The sequence below is a fragment of the Ruegeria sp. AM9 genome, assembly GCF_056540565.1.
On record NZ_JBQFWY010000001.1, the window covers coordinates 481,969 to 499,395 of the forward strand.

General features: G+C 59.6%; 19 protein-coding genes. 9 read left to right on the forward strand and 10 right to left on the reverse strand.

All coding sequences use genetic code 11. From position 1 onward, the window contains the following. The 6 genes from ACR0DO_RS02410 (at nt 1) to ACR0DO_RS02435 (ending at nt 4,690) form a co-directional block, all read left to right on the forward strand. Entirely contained in the window at nt 1-1,074 is a 1,074-nt protein-coding gene (locus ACR0DO_RS02410) for an ABC transporter ATP-binding protein (protein WP_480556472.1), read from the forward strand. Continuing rightward, the gene (locus ACR0DO_RS02415) at nt 1,074-1,937 is read left to right on the forward strand and encodes a carbohydrate ABC transporter permease (protein ID WP_170670891.1); all 864 of its coding nucleotides are present in this window, start codon (nt 1,074-1,076) and stop codon (nt 1,935-1,937) included. Before ACR0DO_RS02410 ends, ACR0DO_RS02415 begins: the two co-directional genes overlap by 1 nt. Then, complete coding sequence (locus ACR0DO_RS02420; protein ID WP_170346512.1) at nt 1,934-2,731, forward strand: carbohydrate ABC transporter permease; 798 nt, start codon at nt 1,934-1,936, stop codon at nt 2,729-2,731. The genes ACR0DO_RS02415 and ACR0DO_RS02420 overlap by 4 nt, the downstream gene beginning before the upstream one ends. An 8-nt stretch (nt 2,732-2,739) precedes the next feature. After that, nucleotides 2,740-3,144, forward strand: a complete 405-nt coding sequence (locus ACR0DO_RS02425; RefSeq protein WP_170441532.1) for a DUF2160 domain-containing protein — start codon at nt 2,740-2,742, stop codon at nt 3,142-3,144. A 66-nt stretch (nt 3,145-3,210) separates the two neighbouring features. Continuing rightward, on the forward strand, nt 3,211-3,606 hold the full coding sequence (locus ACR0DO_RS02430; protein WP_480556473.1) for a BlaI/MecI/CopY family transcriptional regulator: 396 nt from the start codon (nt 3,211-3,213) through the stop codon (nt 3,604-3,606). Further along, the gene (locus ACR0DO_RS02435; protein WP_480556475.1) at nt 3,593-4,690 is read left to right on the forward strand and encodes a M56 family metallopeptidase; all 1,098 of its coding nucleotides are present in this window, start codon (nt 3,593-3,595) and stop codon (nt 4,688-4,690) included. The genes ACR0DO_RS02430 and ACR0DO_RS02435 overlap by 14 nt, the downstream gene beginning before the upstream one ends. Nucleotides 4,691-4,695: 5 nt before the next feature. Here the strand turns inward: ACR0DO_RS02435 and ACR0DO_RS02440 are convergent, their stop codons facing one another. Next, nucleotides 4,696-6,099, reverse strand: coding sequence for an MATE family efflux transporter (locus tag ACR0DO_RS02440; protein WP_480556476.1), 1,404 nt, complete (start codon nt 6,097-6,099; stop codon nt 4,696-4,698). Nucleotides 6,100-6,198: 99 nt separating this feature from the next. Beyond that, complete coding sequence (locus ACR0DO_RS02445) at nt 6,199-6,801, reverse strand: TetR/AcrR family transcriptional regulator (RefSeq protein WP_480556478.1); 603 nt, start codon at nt 6,799-6,801, stop codon at nt 6,199-6,201. Nucleotides 6,802-6,913: 112 nt separating this feature from the next. Between ACR0DO_RS02445 and ACR0DO_RS02450 the strand changes: the two genes are divergently transcribed. Continuing rightward, nucleotides 6,914-7,615, forward strand: coding sequence for a PspA/IM30 family protein (locus ACR0DO_RS02450; protein WP_480556479.1), 702 nt, complete (start codon nt 6,914-6,916; stop codon nt 7,613-7,615). Nucleotides 7,616-7,663: 48 nt separating this feature from the next. After that, the gene (locus ACR0DO_RS02455) at nt 7,664-7,954 is read left to right on the forward strand and encodes a YiaA/YiaB family inner membrane protein (protein WP_480556480.1); all 291 of its coding nucleotides are present in this window, start codon (nt 7,664-7,666) and stop codon (nt 7,952-7,954) included. Here ACR0DO_RS02455 and ACR0DO_RS02460 read toward each other — a convergent pair. Genes ACR0DO_RS02460 through ACR0DO_RS02480 form a run of 5 tightly spaced genes read right to left on the reverse strand, consistent with a single transcriptional unit; the run spans nt 7,951 to nt 13,004 of the window. Beyond that, nucleotides 7,951-8,925, reverse strand: coding sequence for a nitroreductase family protein (locus ACR0DO_RS02460; RefSeq protein WP_480556481.1), 975 nt, complete (start codon nt 8,923-8,925; stop codon nt 7,951-7,953). The genes ACR0DO_RS02455 and ACR0DO_RS02460 overlap by 4 nt on opposite strands. Continuing rightward, on the reverse strand, nt 8,925-10,031 hold the full coding sequence (locus ACR0DO_RS02465; protein WP_480556483.1) for a GNAT family N-acetyltransferase: 1,107 nt from the start codon (nt 10,029-10,031) through the stop codon (nt 8,925-8,927). Before ACR0DO_RS02465 ends, ACR0DO_RS02460 begins: the two co-directional genes overlap by 1 nt. Beyond that, nucleotides 10,028-11,212 (reverse strand): hypothetical protein, encoded by a 1,185-nt coding sequence (locus ACR0DO_RS02470; protein ID WP_480556484.1) that lies wholly within the window; start codon nt 11,210-11,212, stop codon nt 10,028-10,030. The genes ACR0DO_RS02465 and ACR0DO_RS02470 overlap by 4 nt, the downstream gene beginning before the upstream one ends. Continuing rightward, on the reverse strand, nt 11,209-12,084 hold the full coding sequence (locus tag ACR0DO_RS02475) for a ThiF family adenylyltransferase (RefSeq protein ID WP_480556486.1): 876 nt from the start codon (nt 12,082-12,084) through the stop codon (nt 11,209-11,211). The genes ACR0DO_RS02470 and ACR0DO_RS02475 overlap by 4 nt, the downstream gene beginning before the upstream one ends. After that, nucleotides 12,081-13,004, reverse strand: a complete 924-nt coding sequence (locus tag ACR0DO_RS02480; RefSeq protein WP_480556488.1) for a hypothetical protein — start codon at nt 13,002-13,004, stop codon at nt 12,081-12,083. The genes ACR0DO_RS02475 and ACR0DO_RS02480 overlap by 4 nt, the downstream gene beginning before the upstream one ends. 225 nt (nt 13,005-13,229) lie before the next feature. On the opposite strand from ACR0DO_RS02480, the gene ACR0DO_RS02485 reads away from it, so the two are divergent. Further along, the gene (locus ACR0DO_RS02485; protein ID WP_480556489.1) at nt 13,230-13,694 is read left to right on the forward strand and encodes a putative molybdenum carrier protein; all 465 of its coding nucleotides are present in this window, start codon (nt 13,230-13,232) and stop codon (nt 13,692-13,694) included. Nucleotides 13,695-13,833: 139 nt separating this feature from the next. On the opposite strand, the gene ACR0DO_RS02490 is transcribed toward ACR0DO_RS02485, so the two are convergent. From ACR0DO_RS02490 to ACR0DO_RS02500, 3 genes are read right to left on the reverse strand one after another with little or no spacing between them, the layout of a single operon-like run. After that, nucleotides 13,834-14,286 (reverse strand): hypothetical protein, encoded by a 453-nt coding sequence (locus ACR0DO_RS02490; protein ID WP_480556491.1) that lies wholly within the window; start codon nt 14,284-14,286, stop codon nt 13,834-13,836. Further along, on the reverse strand, nt 14,283-16,346 hold the full coding sequence (locus tag ACR0DO_RS02495; RefSeq protein WP_480556493.1) for a glycosyltransferase: 2,064 nt from the start codon (nt 16,344-16,346) through the stop codon (nt 14,283-14,285). The genes ACR0DO_RS02490 and ACR0DO_RS02495 overlap by 4 nt, the downstream gene beginning before the upstream one ends. Beyond that, nucleotides 16,343-17,425, reverse strand: a complete 1,083-nt coding sequence (locus tag ACR0DO_RS02500; protein WP_480556495.1) for a glycosyltransferase — start codon at nt 17,423-17,425, stop codon at nt 16,343-16,345. The genes ACR0DO_RS02495 and ACR0DO_RS02500 overlap by 4 nt, the downstream gene beginning before the upstream one ends. Nucleotides 17,426-17,427 lie beyond the last annotated feature (2 nt).

Here is a 17,427-nt window from a genome sequence, read left to right on the forward strand (position 1 = left end):
ATGGCACAAATCAAGCTTTCAAACCTGCGACACAGCTACATGCCTATGCCGAAAGGCCCCGAGGATTATGCGCTGAAGGAAATCGACGTGACATGGCGCGATGGCGGCGCTTACGCGCTGCTAGGGCCGTCGGGTTGCGGCAAGTCCACTCTGCTGAACATCATCTCGGGCCTGCTGACGCCGTCCGAGGGGCAAATTCTGTTTGACGGTCAGGACGTCACCGCCCTGCCCCCAGATCAACGCAACATCGCACAGGTGTTCCAGTTCCCGGTGATCTACGACACCATGACCGTGGGCGAGAACCTGGCGTTTCCGCTGAAAAACCGGGGCGTCGACCCCGCAACGATCAAGCGTCGCGTCGATGAGATTGCCGAGATGCTGGACGTCACGGATATGCTGAACACCCGCGCCTCGGGTCTAAGCCCGGACAACAAGCAGAAGATCTCGATGGGGCGCGGTCTGGTCCGCGACGACGTGAACGCGGTGATGTTCGATGAGCCGCTGACCGTGATTGATCCGCACCTGAAATGGAAACTGCGGTCCAAGCTGAAAGAGCTGCACCAGCGCGTTAAAGCCACGATGATCTACGTGACCCACGACCAGACCGAGGCGTTGACCTTTGCCGATGAGGTCGTGGTGATGCAGGAAGGCGAAGTGGTTCAGATCGGCACCCCGGTTGAGCTGTTCGAACGCCCGCAGCACACGTTTGTCGGCCACTTCATCGGCTCACCCGGAATGAACGTTCTGCCCTGCGAGGCCAAGGGCGACCGGGCAGTATTCGAAGGCCACGAGGTTATGCTGGAAGGCCCCGCCCATGGGGACGGAGGCCGCACTGATTTGGGCATCCGCCCTGAATATGTGGGCTTTGGCGAAACCGGCATCCCGGCGCATGTAACCAAGGTGTCAGACATTGGTCGCCACTACGTGGTCAGTGCCATGGTCGGTAATACCGCCCTTAAGGCCGTGACCGAACACAGCGTGCCCGAACCGGGCTCGCAGGTCTTCCTGCAATTCAAACCAGAACAATCCCGCGTCTACCGCGACGGCTGGATTGCAACCGAGGAGTGCAGCTGATGAGAACCGAAAACCAAAAAGCCTGGTTCTTTGTCCTGCCCGTTCTGGCGCTGGTCGCATTCAATGCGCTGGTGCCGATGATGACGGTGGTCAACTACTCGGTGCAGGAAACCTTCGGCAACAACCAGTTCTTCTGGGAAGGGCTTGGCTGGTTCGAACAAATCCTGCGCTCGGATCGTTTTCAGGCCGCTCTGGGTCGGCAATTCCTGTTCACCTTTCTGATCCTGCTGATCGAGGTGCCGCTGGGCATTATCGTCGCCCTGTCCATGCCGCGCAAAGGCTTCTGGGTGCCGGTCTGTCTGGTGCTGATGGCGCTGCCGATGTTGATCCCGTGGAACGTGGTTGGGTCGATGTGGAACATCTTCACCCTGCCCAAGATCGGCCTGATGGGATATTTCCTGAATGACGTTCTGGGCATCAACTATGACATGACGCAACAGCCTCTGTCCGCCTGGATCACCGTCATCGTGATGGATGTCTGGCACTGGACCTCGCTGGTGGTGCTGCTGTGCTATGCGGGCCTCGTGTCGATCCCGGATGCCTATTATCAAGCCGCCAAGATCGACGGGGCAAGCCCCTGGTCGGTGTTCCGCTATATCCAACTGCCCAAGATGAAAACCGTTCTGACCATCGCCGTTCTGCTGCGGTTCATGGACAGTTTCAACATCTATACCGAGCCCTTCGTTCTGACCGGCGGTGGCCCCGGCAACTCAACCACCCTGCTGTCGATCGACCTTGTGAAGATCGCGCTGGGACAGTTCGACCTTGGCCCTGCGGCCGCGATGAGCCTGATCTATTTCGCCATCACGCTGCTGGTCAGCTGGGTCTTCTACACTCTGATGACAAAGGATGACGCGCAATGAAGAAGCGGTCCCTTATCCCGATCCTCTATATCGCGTTCCTGATGCTGCCGATCTATTGGCTGGTGGCGATGTCCTTCAAGACCACGAACGAGATCCTGTCGGGCTTTTCCCTGTTCCCCCAGACCTTTACCCTAGAGAACTACATCACCATCTTCACCGACCCGACATGGTACTGGGGCTATATCAACTCGATCACCTATGTGACGCTGAACACGGTGCTTTCGGTCTGTGTCGCCCTGCCCGCCGCCTATGCGTTCTCGCGCTATCGGTTTCTGGGCGACAAGCAGTTGTTCTTCTGGCTGCTGACCAACCGGATGGCCCCGGCTGCGGTATTTGCCCTGCCGTTCTTCCAGCTTTATTCCTCGATCGGTCTGTTCGACACCTATCTGGCCGTGGCGCTGGCGCACACGCTGTTCAACGTGCCGCTGGCGGTGTGGATTTTGGAAGGCTTCATGCGCGGCATCCCAAAGGAACTGGACGAAACGGCCTATGTCGACGGCTATTCCTTCCCGCGCTTTTTCGTGACGATCTTCCTGCCCAACATCAAGGCAGGCGTCGGCGTGGCGGCCTTCTTCTGCTTCATGTTCTCATGGGTGGAAATGCTGCTGGCCAAGACGCTCACCGCGGTCGAAGCCAAACCTATCGCCGCCGTGATGACCCGCACCGCGTCCAGCGCTGGGTATGAGCTGGGCCTGCTGGCCGCAGCCGGGACACTGACCATCATCCCCGGCGCCATCGTCATCTGGTTTGTCCGCAACTACATCGCGCGCGGTTTCGCGATGGGTCGTGTGTGAGGTTCGATATGCGTAAATTCCTTCTCACCCTCCCCTTCCTGCCCTCGACGGCCTTTGCTCAGGCGCAGGCCGGATGGGGCAGTGTCGGCCAGCAAGAGGAAAAGGGGTTCTCCTGGACCGATCCCCTGTGGCCGGATTTCTGGATGGCCTGGACCCCGGCGACACTGGCCGTGTTCGTAGGCATCTTTTCGGCCATCGCCCTGATCGGCGTGCTTGAAGGCTTCAAGTATCGCGACGGGATTGAACGGCGCGGTGTCCTGGGCCTGACGACCACGCTGGGCGACCGCCTTTTCATCACCCTGCTGGGCTCGGCCTATATCTTTCTTGCCTGGCTTGGACTGGTGGGCCAGCCCGTCTGGATCCCCCTATTCCTGTCGATCGGCTGGGGCATCTTCGTCTTCTGGAAAGTTTGAGCTTTGCGAAACAGCGAAAGGATGCTTGTCTGTCAGGCATACTAAAAAATGCGACACGAAAGACCGATGCGAAAAAAGAAAACAAAAAACCTGCTGACCGAAGTGGAACTTGAGTTCATGAACGAACTCTGGGCCCTGGGTCGGGGCTCGGTCCGTGACGTGCTTGATCGCCTGCCGCCAGAGCGCAACCTGGCTTATACGTCCGGTGCAACCATCCTGCGGATTCTCGACGACAAAGGGTTTGTCGAAAGCCACAAGGACGGAAAGACGCTGATCTATACGCCGCTTCTGGAAAAGGACAGATATCAGGCACGGTCGCTGCAGAACCTGTCGCGGACCCTGTTCGACGACACACCTGCCACGCTGGTCGCGCGTCTGGTTGACGATGCGGGTCTCAGCGAAGCCGATCTGGAGGAAATTCGGGCACTGGTAGAGAGGAGACTGCAAAATGACAGCGGTTAAACCGGTTCTCGACGCGTATCTGGAATGGAATCTTGTCCTCGGCCTGGCTGCAATACTCTGGCTGGCTGCGCGGGGGCTTCTGTCCCGGACATCACTCAGCCACGGGTTTGTGGCGCAGTTGCGGGCGCTCAAGGCGCTTTGCTTGTGTATCGTCATAAGCCCCTTGCTGGCACTGGGTGTATCTGCGCTGGCCGCTTTTACTCAGGCCAAAAGCACCTTGGCGATCGGAGACATCGCCGTGGCGGCCTATCTGCGCGGTGACATCGCCATGCCCGCCACCCAGTTCGAGGCGCTGCTGAACACGCGGCAACGCTGGGTCGAGGTGTTATTCAGTGGTGAGCATTCGATTGTGTCCGCGATCCTTGTGATGATGGCGCTTGCATCGCTGATCTATGCCCTGCGCGTGTTCCGCGACGGTCTGGCGATCCGCGAGACGGTCAACACCAGCTTCTTGTGGCGCCGGTCGGCAAAGGTGGATATCCGCCTGTCCGACCGCATCTCCGTCCCCTTCGCGGTCCGGGGTCTGCGCCGGCGTCACGTCGTGTTGCCCAGCCACTTGCTGGACACCCCGCGTGAGCTGCGCTTTGCCCTTGCGCATGAGCTTCAGCACGTGCGCGCCGGGGATGTTGAGTGGGAGCTCGGGTTCGAATTGCTGCGGCCCCTGCTGTTCTGGAACCCTGCCTATCTGGTGCTGAAATACCAATTCGACCGCCTGCGTGAACTGGCCTGTGATCAGTCGGTCGTGGCCCGCAAGAACATCGATGCCCATGACTATACCAAATGCCTGCTGGACTACTGCGCCCGTACCGTCACGCGCGGCAGCCCGCGTGTTCTCAACGTGGCTCTGGTCACTGGCGGCAAGGCAAAACGTGTTCTGCGCCAACGGGTGATTGCGCTGGCGGATGCGCCCGCGATGCAATCGTCGATGCCGCTGATGTTCCTCGGCCTGATCATCCTGTTTGCACTTATCCTTGGGCTGGCCGCCGCATCAGTCCAACAGGCCGAGGATTGGAGCCATGATCGCCTGATGCTGTCGACCGTGGTCAACCTCGAACGGTTGGAAGCGCGCAATCAGGGCAACTGACCCGCTTACCAGCCGCGACGCCCAAACAAGGCCTGCAACCGGGTCTGCCCAGCGAACGGGTCGGCAGGTTGTGGTGCCACCAGGTTCGCAACAACCCGCCGAACCAGAACCCAACAGATCACCGCAAAGATGACCCCTCCCAACGCCTGACCCAGCAGCACGCCGGGTGCGCCAGCGATATAGGCCCCGACCACCGCAAACGGCCAGGTGCCCAGCGAGTGCCGCCCCCAATTCACCAATGTCGAATAAATCGGGTAGCCAAGATTGTTGAAACTGGCATTCGCGACAAAGATCACGCCGTTGAAGAACGAGGCCAGCGCAAGCGGCCCGCAGAACAGATAGATCAGCGCCCGTGTCTGCCCCTGCGCCTGAAACAGGTCGGCAATCGGCGCGCGCAGCAGGAACAGAGTGGCCGCCATCAGGCAGACATACACGGCCGTGAATTTAACACCGGCCAGAAAGGTCGCTTTCACGCGGTCATACTGCGCCGCGCCGAAGTTCTGCCCGACAATTGGGCCAATGGCCCCAGACAAGGCGAACACAACCGAAAACGCCACCGGCATCAGTCGCCCGATCACCGCCATACCGGCCACGGCATCCGTTCCGAACTGCGCAATTTCACGGATGATAATGGCGTTGCCGATGGGCGTGGCGATATTGGTCAGCACTGCGGGCACGGCAATCGCCCTTACGGGTCGGACATCCTCCGCCAACTGTCGCAGCGAAGGTCGCCCGAAACCACGATGCACGCGCACCGCCGGTCTGACCGCCGCAATCAGCATGCAAACCCGCGCAATGACCGAAGCGATAGCCGCCCCGTCCAGCCCCAGCCCGACGGCAAAGATCAGGACCGGGTCCAGCACAGCGTTGACCACTCCACCGTAAATCGTAGCCTGCATCGAGCGCCGCGCATCCCCATAGGCACGCAACACCGCCATGCCGGTCATCGCAACCGCCATCACCCACATTGTCGGCAGAATGATCGAGACATATCGGGCGGCCAATCGCAGCACCTCGCCCTCGGCGCCAAGCAGAGACAGGCAAAATGTCAGGTTGAGCAGAACGGCCACAGAGACGACCAACCCGACCAGAGCGCCCAGAACCGCCACGCTGGTTCCGAAGTGACGGGCCTGCTCGTGCCGCCCGGCCCCCAACTCTCGCGCCACCAAAGCGCCCGCTGCGATCGACAGGCCGACATTGATCGAATTGGTGAAAAACAACAGCGTCCCGGCATAGCCGACCGCTGCGGCCAACGCATCGTTACCCAGCATCGAAATGAAGATCATGTCGACGAAATCCACCGCGAAAATCGCCATCAGGCCAATGCTGGTGGTCAGTGACATGCGGGTGACGTGGCCCATCAGGCTGCCCGTCAGAAAGACTGCTCTACCTTCGGATTGTGTTGCCATTTATTAGTTCAGCCCCTACCCCTAAGGCCAATTTGCCCGCGTTTCCGTCGGTGATGCAACGGCAATCTCGGGGCGTTTTTTTTTGATGCGGTTGATGCTCTAGTATTGCTTGTCCGCCTGATACCCGCGCAGGAACTGCTGGACAAATCCAGACAGCTCCGTCCGAACGGCATCGGTATCCAACGCGACAAACCGACCTTCAAGCGACAGCTTGACAATGCCATGAACCGCCGAGAACACGGTACGCGCGCGCAAGCCCAGTGTGGCGTCATCCAGCCCCGGGCTTAACTGCGACAGCGGGTGCATGACCTCGGCAATCAGACCTGCGTGTTCCTCCAGATGCCACTCGGGTACCGGTACGTCTGGCGGCATCCTGTGATCAAACAGAGCAGCCCAGAGGTTCGGGTTCTCGGTGCCGAATTCAAGATAGGCCAGTGCAAGCGCCAACAGCTTTTCCTCAGACGCCTCTTTTGAGGCCGAAGCGTCCTGCAGAGACGTATGCAAACGCGCCAGCGTGCGCGAATTCACCGCCAGAATCAAAAGGTCCAGATCCTCGTAGGCGTTATACAGGCTACCCAGCGCGCATCCCGCATCTTTGGTGACATCTCTGGCCCGCAATGCCGCCAACCCGTGCGCCTTTATCCTTTTCTCTGCTGCATTCAGAAGATTTTCTTTCAGAATTTCTCTTTTGTTTTTAGCCACTTAATTCTCCGCTACATCAAAAATTGAACATCGTTCATTTTTAGCGTTGAACAATGTTCAGAATCAACGCATAGTCACCTCATGAACAATGTTCATAAACGAGGAGCCCAAGATGTTCAAACTGTTTGCCACTTTGTTACGAGGTCAGGCCTATGAGGCGGCAACCGTTGTCGCGGACCGCCACGCCCTACCCATTCTGCGCCAGCAAATCAGGGATTGCGCCCATGCCGTTCAGATGTCTCGCAAGGCGGTCGCCGTCGCGATGGCTCAGAACGAGCAGGAAAAGAAACAGCATGACCGGCTGACCCAGCAAATCGCCGACCTTGAGGTCCGCACGCTGGATGCCCTGCAACAGAACCGCGACGACCTGGCCCGTGACGCCGCCGACGCCATCACCCACCTTGAAGCCGAGCGCGACGTGTCCACCCAGGCACAGGCCCGGTTCGATACGGAAATCGCCCGGCTGCGCACTGTCTTGCGTGAGGCCGAAACCCGGCTGCGGCAACTGCAGCGTGGTCAGCGGCTGGCTACGGCGACAGACAAAACGCAGCGCCTGCAGCAGGTGGCCCCCGACAGCGGTCTGTCAACACTGCGTGAGGCCGAAGACACCCTGCAACGCCTGCAGGAACGGCAAAGCGAAATGGACGCCACCGCCCGTGCCATGACCGAGTTGGAAACCACCGGATCCGCCGAAAACGTACGTGATCGACTGGCCGAGGCAGGCTGCGGCAAACCCCTGCGTTCCAACGCGGATGAGGTTCTGGAGCGGCTGAAAAAGAAGGCCCAGAAATCCGCAAAGTCGAAATCGAGCTAACATCGAAAACCAAATTTAACGCACTGAAAAACTGAAAGGAATAGTCCAATGAATACCGAAGAAAACCTGAACCTGCCCCAGTCGAACGCATGGAACATGTTCACCATCGCCTCATTTATTGTTGCGGCGGCGATGATGACGGGCGGCATTTATTTCCTCGAGGCCAGCTTTGCCGCAAAAGGGTTCTACTCGATGTCCGCGTTGATGCTGGTACACACCACCGTCTCGATCACCAAAACACTGCGCGACCGCGAAGAATCCCAGCGCCTGCACAACCGAATCGAAGAGGCCAAGACCGAGAAACTTCTGAAGGAAGTGGGCGACAATATCGCCGCCTAAACGATCACATCGCGCAGGGAAAGGCGCGCGCGGCTGGGGGTGGCTTTGTTGGCGACCCCCAGCCGCAATGCATTGAACAGCACCCGGTCGCCGGGGACGCCGAACCGATCCGAAACCGCCGCGCGCGTATCAGGATCATCCGCCAGCGCCGCCGCTGGCCAGCCAACCAACCCACGGGCCGTGGCCTGCAACCATGTCCGGTAAAACGCCCGCCCGGCATCGACCATCGACCCGCCCACAGGCCAGTGAAACAAGGCAATCGCGCTTGCGGCCCTGCCACGCGCGGCCTCGCCCGAAAGCTGCGGACCAAGGCCCAGAACAGAGAACAGGTCATAGACCTTGCCGCCAAGCACGACCGGTACCAGCTTGGCGGTGATTGCATCCATGACCAAAACATCCCGGTTCAGACCATCGGCATCGTATCTCGGATCATCCTTGCGCAGCCGCATCCATTGCAGCAACTCAGCACGGAAGGGTTTTGGCCGCATGATCCGGGCCGAGGCGATATCGATCTGTTTGGCCAACCAGTCGATCTGTGCCGCAGCCGTCACCAGCGTCATATGCGCATCTGCCCAATTATCGAGGGCAGCTTTCGGGACAGGTGAAAAACCCGCCCGATGGGTCAGGCGCCCGGGCATTTCTGCCGCCAGCGCGGCATCATCAGGGGCAGCCACGCCTTCGGGAACGACCCGGGCGATTGAGCGCAAGCGAGTGCCCCCTGTGCCTTCGGTCAGAGTCACGCTGGCACCCGCCCCACGCGCGGCCAGCGCCAGAACAGTACCTTCGACCGCCGCTCCACACGAAACCTCTAGGTCACGATCCGTCGGATCACCAACGGGCAGACGCCGGGACAGGTCGGCCAGAATGTCGATGCCTCCGTCGCGTAGCGCCCAGCGCGCCGGTTGCGTGTTATGGGCCGACGGCGCCAGCATCGCCTGCGCCACAACGGCTTCAAATTCCGCCCGGTCCATCACGACAACTCCTTGGAAAACAGGTGCAACCGATGCAACGGCACCGCCCCGGCCTTTTCGGTTTGCCGCAGGCTGGCAGTGTTTTCATCGGCGATCCATGTGCCGCCGACCGTCTTATACCCTGCCGCAATCATGTCGCGCGTCATCTCGCTGAGCATCAGGGGATTGACCGAACGGCCCTGAAATTCTGGCATCACGCCCTGAAAGATCACCACAGCGCGGTCTCTGCGGGCTTTGTACCGCAGGTAATGCCATGGCAGCGACAGGCGCATCCGGGACCCGACCCGGCGCAGCAACGGGTTGAGGTCTGGGATCGCGATCACCGCTCCGGCGGGTTTGCCCTGATAGTGCACCACCTTGGAAATACGCGGGTCCATGATCCATTTCAGGTCTTTGGCCTGAAAATGGAACTCTTCGGCCGTGACCGGAACGAACATCGGGTTGTCTTTGAAGCTGCGGTTCAGGATCGCGCGGGCATCTTCAAGCCGTTCGGCAATGGTCGCGCGGGTGACGGGGGCGAAGGAAAACCCCTGGTCCAACAAGTGCGCGCGCTGAGTGTCGGGTAATACCTGCGGCGCAGGCGTCACATCCAGACGGCGCTCGAACGTTGTCATGGGAAAATGTGGCTCATACCCGTTCGCCTTCAGCAATCCCGGCAGGTGTGGTGCCCCCCAGATCTGATCGGTGAAGGGCGCCTGATCGAACCCGCTGGTCATGATCCCGGCCTGTTGCATCGCGGTCAGGTTGAAGTTGCCGGTCAGCCGCGTCATGCCTTTTCCGCGGGCCCAGTTTTCCGCAGCCCGCAGCAGGGCGGTTGCAGCCTCGGCATCGTTTGCGCAATCGAAGAAGCCAAAGCATCCCCGGGCCTCGTGATGCAGATCATTCGATGCCCAGTGCAGATGCGCGGTGATCCGACCAACCGGTTTGCCTTGCCGTAAAGCGGTGAAATAGGTGAATTCGGAGGCGTCCGAAAACAACGGATTGCCGACCGAGAGAAACCGCTTCAGATCCGCCTTCATAGGCGACACGTATGGGGCATCCGGCCCGTAAGCGTGAAACGGAGCGGCAAAGAAACTCGGGAAATCCCGCTCAAGGAGTTCGATCATGATTGCCCCTCGGCCACCAGAACTGAGGCCATCCGCTGGACCGCATGCAGGGCCGCGCCCGTGCTGTCCAGTCCCGCAATGTCAGGGCTGCTGAGCATCACCAGCCGCAGGGGATCAGCCGACAGCAACACGGCGTGCGTGGCGTCAAACCGTGAGAACAGCCAATTGATCTGTTCGTCCCCTGTGCTTCCCAACTGTTGCACCGGCACTTCGCTGAACCGGGACCGCAGGTCGCCAAGGTTCATGCCCGACAAATCGACCTCTTCCACCAGCACCGCATCCGGAGCGCCCGCAGCGCGGCGCAGCAAGGCCAAGCTGGCCTGCGGCCCCTGCCCCTTTGCTTCGGCGATCTCACGCAGGGCGACCAGTTGGCGGTCCTCGATACGCAAGGCAATCGCGGCCTGCCATATCGCCAGCAAGATCAACGTGGACACGACGACCGCCATGACCTGCACCCCGGCACGCATGTCCAGCGACACAAGTCCGGATAGGGTCAGGGTCAACAGCCCGGTTACCAAAAACACGATCCCGAAACTGCGCAGGATATCCCGGGCCCTCAGCCCCGAACGGTTCATCCCGATCGACAGCCAGCACAGCACTAGAACGGCCACGCCGCCCAGCCTGACCGGGGCATCGACCACTGCCTCGCGCATGTAATCCGTTGCCAGAAACGGCAGGATCAACAGGAAGGACAGGCTTATTCTGTTGACGGTTCTGTTCTCGGTCGGGGACAGGCTGTCCCTGTCGCGGCGCAGCACGAAAATGGCAACCCCGCTTAAACCCAGCAACTGGAACAACAGCAACCCGGTCAGTCGCCAGACCTCGAGGCTGCTGAATTGCAACAGCCCCAACAGCCCAAGAATGACCGCACCCCAGGCGCAGGTCAGCTTCAGGATCGGAGGCGCATGCCGGCGCAGCAAGCCCTCGGCGAGAACCAAGGCAGCCAAGGGTAACAACGCCGCGCAACACGCCGCAGTCGCAGAGAAAAACCAGCCCCATCCACCCCAATGGCCGATCCGGGACAGCATCAATACCAACAGCACCCACAGGCAAAACCGAAATCGTCTGGCGATTTCCGGCCTTTGCACGAGGTCGTCCAGATGCAGCAATACAACCATTGCGCCCAGCGCGGCGCAGACTGACACCCACGTGTCTGCCAGAAATGCCGCCGTATCGGTCATGACGCCAGCAACCTGTTCATCTGTCTCCGAACCAGCGGCCGCATCAGGGCTGCCATAAAACCCGGCAAGGGACGCTCGACCTTGCCGGTATGAGGGTTCAGGAACCAGCCGCGATAATCGGCGCCATGCGGGCGCCCCAGAACGGCCTGCAGCGCCTCACCGCCCATCAGCGTCCCTGCCATGATCACCATGGGCGCAAAGGACATCCGGCTGCGGGTGCCGGCAATGACCTCACCCGCCAGGGCCAGATCCACGTGATGCCGGGACGAGGAATGGGTCAGCACATATTCAGCTTCGGCAGCCGCAGCCGCATCACGCATTTCCGGCGTCAATGCGTTCCAGAGGGTGCCTTGCGTGGGGTAGTCCAGACGTTCTTCCGGCATCGGGTCACCCGGTCCGGTGACGTAAACCGATGGTAAGGGCGAGGCATAAGCGTCGATTACCTGCCGCCTGTTGATCCGCGCCGTACGATACAGAAGCAGACTGGCGCCCAGATCGTCCGTGCCGTTAATGACCACATCTGCGGTATGGACCAAACGGTCCACGTGGTCCGGCCAGTCTGCGCCCAGCACTTCGATTTCAGCCTCGGGGTTGATTTGCAAACACTGGTCCCGGGTCGCCATCGCCTTGTCCTGGTCGACCGTTCCCAGCGTCGCGAACAATTGCCGGTTCAGGTTCGAAACCTCGAAACTGTCCAGATCGGCAAGGATCAAACGACCTACCCCGGCACGGATCAGGGTCATGATCGCACTGCCCCCCATCCCGCCGGTGCCACAGACAAAAACGCAGGCGTTGCGCAGCACATCCTGTTCGGCTTGCGAAACAAAGCCCAGATTGCGCGTGGTGAATTCCTGATACGAAAACGTGCTCATTTACCCTGCTCCCTAGCGCGCAGAATGCCGAAATCCCGCTGCGTGTCCGCCCATTGCCACAACGGCATGGCCAGACGCTGCAACACGGCCGCGAAAACAGCCAGCGCAACGGCTGCGAAGGACCCACGCGGAACCTCACGCCCGACATAAGACAGCGCAGTTGGCGTATCCATCTGCCCCAATTGCAAAACGTCGTCGCCCCGGTTGTAGTCCAGCTGATCCCGGCAATAGTCGTTCACGACCTGATCCCTGTGTTTGGGCGCGTCGGCGAAGGTCTTCTTCAGATGATCCGAACCGCCCGTATAGGCGTTGGTGATCACGAAACGGTCTTCGTCGAACCCGGCCTCGGAGCCGACACCAAAGACATGACGATGATGCCGCATGATATCCCGCGCCAACAGCAGATGCAGAAGGCTGCGCCGGTTTTGCGCGCCGCCCTCGGGCGCCGGAAAGACCCGCGCGAACCCGCTGCCGACCAGCCCCACGACCGCAGGCACCTGCGTCACGTTCGAAATCCACAGCGGCCGCATCCCATTGCGGAACAGCATCAAGACACAGGTCAGCCCATACAGCACCCAACTGAGCCCCTGACTGCGCAGATCAGGATCGACCATCACCAATCCCAGATGCAGCACTTCCTCGGACCGGTGCCCCAGATCGACCTCCATCAGCGCCAGAGCGTTAAAGGCCACCGGCGTCTGATCGTCCCGGCGCGAAACCAGCGTGATCACCGACTGTCCCAGCCTGTCGCGGTCGCCCGCAAAGACCCCATAGGTCAACTCTCCGGCAGGCAGCGTTTTCGAGGCCACCTGACGCAGGTCCGCGACCAGCTTGTCCAACTCATCCGGAGACATCCACAGACCCGGACGTTCGACAATACGAACCCGATACCCGCCCGAGGCGTTCAGACGAACATCCATATATCGCTGCGACGCAGCCCTGATGATGGCGCTTAGCAAATCCTGTTCCCGATTTTTTCTGCTCTTTTTCAGATACGAGTTTTATTGTGACAAAACTAAGGTTTGGGGCGTGCTATTTCACGTCACTTATGAATGAGGTAACGTCCATAAGACGCAAGTCCTGAATTCCACCAGTTCCCCGGGACGCAAAGGCCGGTTAAGCTCTGCTCAGAAAAGGCATCAGCAATGAAAATCGTCTCGGGTGGGCAAACCGGCGCGGATATGGCGGCATTGGAATTCGCCCGGCACAACGGGCTGGATTATGGCGGTTGGGTTCCAAAGGGCCGCACGAATGAAGCGGGCCGGATTCCTGAACATTTCACCGGGCTGTCCGAGACGGACTCAGAGAAGGTTGTTGAAAGAACCCGGTGCAACGTCGCCTCAAGCGATGCCACGCTTATCTTTGTTGATGGGTCGACAAGCCCGGGAACGCAACAAACCATCGCTTTCGCAGAAGACGCCGGAAAACCGCATTTGGTGGTCGATGTCAGGGACGGAACCGCGACCTGCGCACGGAAGGTCCGGGAGTGGCTGCAATCCACCCCCGCCTCGGTTCTGAATATCGCGGGCCACCGAGCATCCGAGGCGCCGCTGATCGGACCACAGGCCCGCGCGATACTGGACCAAAATCTGGATCTGTTTGGAGCCTAACCCGCGATTACCGTAGTAGGCGCGGCCCCATCCATCCCTGGCGGCAAAAGGCAAGTCGACCACCATACGCCAGCTGAGTAACCAACGGCACCCAGTGGCCGGGGCGATGCACCGTAAAGCCCGCACTGCCCTGCCCGCTTTAACTCCCGTTATTCTGACGAGACCATAGACCGATTTCGTCCCCGTCTATGATGATCGCAAGGTCCCAGAACTTTCTGATTTCCGCTTCGGCGGCCAGCGCTGCCGCCGGTTCGTCCGGGACACGCTCGACACGAAAACCGAACTGTTCGAACCCGCTGTACTCGACGCGGCTTAGAATGACCGGAAAGACCTCTCGTTCCAGTGCGGCGGCGGCAAGGCGTCTTGCGACATTGTGCGCAGCCTCCAGAGGTTTCAGAACCCGAATACCGATATACGTGGGGCCGCCCTTATCGCGTTCCCACAGGGCAGTGGATGGTGTCAGGTCCATTTCGGGGAACACAACTTTCCCATACGGCTTGGATTTGCGGTTGTCGGTGATCAACGCATCCAGTTGAACCGGCCGCTTTGGCGACGTCCTGCCAAGAATTTCGAACCAAGAGATGTCTGTCATTTTCCGTGCCTGACCTCTGCAATGATTTCAGCTGCTTTCGACGCTCCTGCTTCGGGTAATTCAATCCTGTCCAATGCAGACCGGTAGAGTTCCACCTCATCGTGATCCAGGCAATCCGACACTGTCCGTTCCAGTTTCATGAGGTCTTTTTCGGTGATGATCGCGCAAAGGTCGCGGTCGGCCAATGCCCGGGCGCGCCGCTCCTGATTGTCCAGATAAGGGGCTGATTGCGGGATCAGGATCGCGGGGATTTTGTTGTATAGTATCTCTAGGACGGAATTATACCCCGCCGCCGAAATGACCAGATCCGCAGCCAGACACAGGGATGTGGCCTCGAATGTCTGGACCACGCGGGTATTCGTCCACCCGAACGTGGCGGGCTGAACCTTGCTGCCGGGCCATGTCACGACAAGATGCAGACAGTCCGTCCGATCCTCTAGCATCCCCGATATCGCCTGCAGCTGCGCCGACCGGTCAGACGCCACACCGCCGCCCAACATGCTGACGACCAGTTGCTTGAAGTCCCGTCCGAATCGTTCTGCCAATCGCTCTCTCAGCCCGTCGCGTTCATCGGCGGACTGAACCACCTGACGAAAGATCGGGCCGACATAGTGGACGTGATCGCCATAGCTGTAGGCGTCGTTCAGTTCTTCAAAGGCTTCCGAAGGGACGATGACCCGGTTGAACACCCCTTCTCGGCGCAGCATGGTCTGCCGGGATCGACCGTCCGGCCAAAGGCCCCGCCGAACCCAAACCGCTGACAAGTTCCGCTCAAGGATCACACGATAGACGGAATCGAAGACATGGCCGCCGTCAAAGACCAGGCTGTCATTTTCCTGCAACACAGCGCGAAGCCGGCGGTATGTCAGGATATCATTGCCGTCGGGATTGTCTGTCATGTCGATCCGCGAAACCAGCGGAATGCAATCGATACCTTCGCGGCGGACAAGCGGCACGCAACTGGGAAAGGCTGCAAAAACCGACGACATGTCGTCGGGCAGCGCGTTTGCAATCACGGCGCACCGCTGGGCGTGCCCCAATCCAACGCCGTTTGTTGGGAAGAACAAGGTTCTCTGCGCGCTTCGAACAGGTTCGCATGCTTCGGGGGTCAGACCTGCGGCGCTTTCCAGACGGGAAATGTCCACCGTATGAAGCCACTGAGACATTCTTGCCTGTTCAGCAATTTGCGAGGTGTTGCCAAGTACCTTTCCCGTCAGATACCCATCCAGCGAAAACGGAGTTTTGGGTCCAAGCAAGACGGGCGCGCCAGAAGACACCAGAGCTTCGTCATCGGTGCAGTCTATTGCAACACCCCCGGCCGCGATCAACTCGACCGCAAAAGCCGCCATACGAACACCGGCAATGCCGTGGCCGAACATCACTAAGATGTCCGTCGAGTTTGCCAGAGTCAGCGACGAAAGATCGGTATACAGGTTGGTCGGCAAATCATGAAACGGCGAGGCGTTGATCACCTCGTTCTGCGCCCCGCTGACAACCAGCCGCAGATTATAACCGCCCCGGTTACTCATCCGGGACAAGCAGGGCAACGTCTCGGGGTTGTCCAGTTCCATGGAGCCCAAAACGACCGTGACATTCGGCATCTCACGCGTGGGCCTGGGCGTGGTGCGAACCTCGGCCACCAGAGGGCTGATCGCCGAGGGCAAAACCGAACGCGGCTGAAAATCCGTCAGGTCGATCACCGTGGCTTCGCGACCGAGTGCATAGGCCAGACGCGCCTTTGCACCGACATAGCTTTGCTGGGTCAGGAACCGTCCCGTCGCGATCACTGGCACATCCGGGCCAAGCTGCTTGTGCCGAAGGGACGCAAGAAGCAGATCATCGATATCCTCGGCACCAAGCACGAATATGGTCTCGGCCTTATGTTCTGCCGGGTCGACAAGAAATCTGGCCGCCTCGTAAACTCTGCCCCGTCCTGCGTTTTCCGGCAGATACTCGGCATCGATGCAGGCGGTGAACCCGCGCGCGGCAAGTTGTTCGGCAAAGATCAATTGCGCATCGAAGGATCGTAAGGAACGCGAACCGGCCTCAATGAAAATCATCCCGATACCTCGCTGTCTGCGGAAATGACATTGGCCAGCTGTGCCTTGAAATTCTCGGCGGAATAGCGCGCCAGCGCCGATTGCGACCTGGCAACCTGTTCATGATACCGGTGCGGCTGCGCAATAAGGTCGGAAATGATCCCGTCCACCTCTGCCGGGCGGCAACTGAGCACTGCGTCACCAAAGGTTTCGCCTATGTCGGAATTGGTAAGAACCACTTTGCCCGCAGCCAGCGCCTCGGCGATGACGCGGCCGAAACTTTCTTGCCAGGTCGGCGCTGTGAAATAGACAAAGAAATCAATCATTTCAAAAAACTCGTCTACGCGAATGGCATTGAAGGGCAGCAAGGTCCAATGCGGGCGCAGAACACGCGCATCCAGCAATGCGTCGGCCCCCAGAATCACGTTGCTTTGCGCATGTTCGGGAAAACACCTGTCGAGATCGGCAAGAACCGGAAATTTCTCAAAACCGGGCCGGGAATGCCTTCCGCGGCGGTCAACGGGCATGTCGCAGGGGGCCGCTATCTCGGTTTCGCAGATGTTGAACCAGTCAGCATCCAGAACCTCCCATTGCCGGGCTACACGGGACCCGGTCAACCAATCGGTTACGGTTTTCCGATTGTACGGCGAAATCGGCGCAAGCGTTTTCCTGAGCGAAAGCGCCGAGGCCTCAATCTGGTTCAGGCAGGATAAAACGTCGAACCCTTCTTCGCCGCCCGGACGCAGAAAGTTCTCATGCGTGACCACGATCAGGTTCCGCGCAAAGACCCTTGTGTTCAATGAATCCTGGAACTTTAAGAATGCCGGATTGTGCAAGATCACATAATCCGCACTGACCCGAGGCGCATCCCAAATCAGTGGAATGTTCAGCTCGTCAAGCACACACCGCAGCACCGGTGCAATATACTTATCCTCGCCAAATGTCCTTGAGGTTACCGCATGAACCTCAAGCTCTCCGAACTGCTCGGCCACACGAAGCTCGGCGGCGACGGCCGCTGACGTGCCGCCAGAAAACCGTGGTTCAATGATATAGGCGATCTTCGGGCGCGAAGGACAACTGAGGGCGTCGAACACGGGCATTG

Coding starts and splice junctions, on each gene's coding strand:
- ACR0DO_RS02495 (WP_480556493.1), bottom strand. CDS start 16,346: ATGATTTTCATTGAGGCCGGTTCGCGTTCCTTACGATCCTTCGATGCG.
- ACR0DO_RS02485 (WP_480556489.1), top strand. CDS start 13,230: ATGAAAATCGTCTCGGGTGGGCAAACCGGCGCGGATATGGCGGCATTG.
- ACR0DO_RS02490 (WP_480556491.1), bottom strand. CDS start 14,286: ATGACAGACATCTCTTGGTTCGAAATTCTTGGCAGGACGTCGCCAAAG.
- ACR0DO_RS02475 (WP_480556486.1), bottom strand. CDS start 12,084: ATGAGCACGTTTTCGTATCAGGAATTCACCACGCGCAATCTGGGCTTT.
- ACR0DO_RS02415 (WP_170670891.1), top strand. CDS start 1,074: ATGAGAACCGAAAACCAAAAAGCCTGGTTCTTTGTCCTGCCCGTTCTG.
- ACR0DO_RS02410 (WP_480556472.1), top strand. CDS start 1: ATGGCACAAATCAAGCTTTCAAACCTGCGACACAGCTACATGCCTATG.
- ACR0DO_RS02500 (WP_480556495.1), bottom strand. CDS start 17,425: ATGCCCGTGTTCGACGCCCTCAGTTGTCCTTCGCGCCCGAAGATCGCC.
- ACR0DO_RS02425 (WP_170441532.1), top strand. CDS start 2,740: ATGCGTAAATTCCTTCTCACCCTCCCCTTCCTGCCCTCGACGGCCTTT.
- ACR0DO_RS02465 (WP_480556483.1), bottom strand. CDS start 10,031: ATGATCGAACTCCTTGAGCGGGATTTCCCGAGTTTCTTTGCCGCTCCG.
- ACR0DO_RS02435 (WP_480556475.1), top strand. CDS start 3,593: ATGACAGCGGTTAAACCGGTTCTCGACGCGTATCTGGAATGGAATCTT.
- ACR0DO_RS02460 (WP_480556481.1), bottom strand. CDS start 8,925: ATGGACCGGGCGGAATTTGAAGCCGTTGTGGCGCAGGCGATGCTGGCG.
- ACR0DO_RS02450 (WP_480556479.1), top strand. CDS start 6,914: ATGTTCAAACTGTTTGCCACTTTGTTACGAGGTCAGGCCTATGAGGCG.
- ACR0DO_RS02440 (WP_480556476.1), bottom strand. CDS start 6,099: ATGGCAACACAATCCGAAGGTAGAGCAGTCTTTCTGACGGGCAGCCTG.
- ACR0DO_RS02470 (WP_480556484.1), bottom strand. CDS start 11,212: ATGACCGATACGGCGGCATTTCTGGCAGACACGTGGGTGTCAGTCTGC.
- ACR0DO_RS02455 (WP_480556480.1), top strand. CDS start 7,664: ATGAATACCGAAGAAAACCTGAACCTGCCCCAGTCGAACGCATGGAAC.
- ACR0DO_RS02420 (WP_170346512.1), top strand. CDS start 1,934: ATGAAGAAGCGGTCCCTTATCCCGATCCTCTATATCGCGTTCCTGATG.
- ACR0DO_RS02430 (WP_480556473.1), top strand. CDS start 3,211: ATGCGAAAAAAGAAAACAAAAAACCTGCTGACCGAAGTGGAACTTGAG.
- ACR0DO_RS02480 (WP_480556488.1), bottom strand. CDS start 13,004: ATGGATGTTCGTCTGAACGCCTCGGGCGGGTATCGGGTTCGTATTGTC.